Here is a 725-nt window from a genome sequence, read left to right on the forward strand (position 1 = left end):
TATCCATTCGAAGATGGCGGTGGCAAGCTCTGCGCGGGTTTTCCAGGTTCTGGAATCGAGCCGTTCGAGTCGCATGGTACCCCAGAATGATTCGACCAGAGAGTTATCGTAGCACTCTCCGATCGAGCCCATCGATGGGACGATTCCAGCGGCGACCAGACGTCGACCGAATGCCCATGATGCGAATTGGGTGCCGCGGCCGGAATGTAGGATCGTGGCGTGGTATTCCGGGCGGCGGAGGAGTATGGACATGCCGAGGGCGTCGAGGACGAGTTCGGTCCGCATGTTGTCGGCGATGGACCATCCGACTGCTTTCCGGGAGGATACATCGATGACTGCCGCGCAGTAGACTTTCCCTTCTCGGGTGGGGTGTTCGGTGATGTCGGTGCACCAGATCTCATCCGGTCCGTCGACGGTGAAGTCGCGGTCGACCAGGTCGGTGTAGGGGTCGGCGTGCTGGTCCCGGACGGTGCAGCCGTGGTTGCGTCGCCGGTAGAGGCCCTGGATCCCGGCCTGGCGCATCAGCCGAGCGACGCGTTTGTGGTTCACCGTGATACCGAGTCCGAGGGTGAGCTCGGCGTGCACACGTGGCCATCCGTAGGTGCCCCGGGACTCTGCGTGGATTTTCTCGATGTGTTTGAGGAGCAGTTCGTTCTCCTGCGTCCGTAGCGATGTCGCCCCGGAGTGCCATTCGTAGTAGCCCTGGCGGCGGACGCCAAGGACCC

1 protein-coding gene is annotated in these 725 nt (G+C 62.5%); it reads right to left on the minus strand.

The genetic code is table 11. The annotated features are described in order from the left end of the window. A partial coding sequence (locus D8M36_RS10020; protein WP_126848624.1) for an IS3 family transposase occupies positions 1-725 on the minus strand: 725 nt, incomplete at both ends.

Source organism: Dermabacter sp. HSID17554, assembly GCF_003989295.1.
Taxonomy (GTDB): domain Bacteria; phylum Actinomycetota; class Actinomycetes; order Actinomycetales; family Dermabacteraceae; genus Dermabacter; species Dermabacter vaginalis.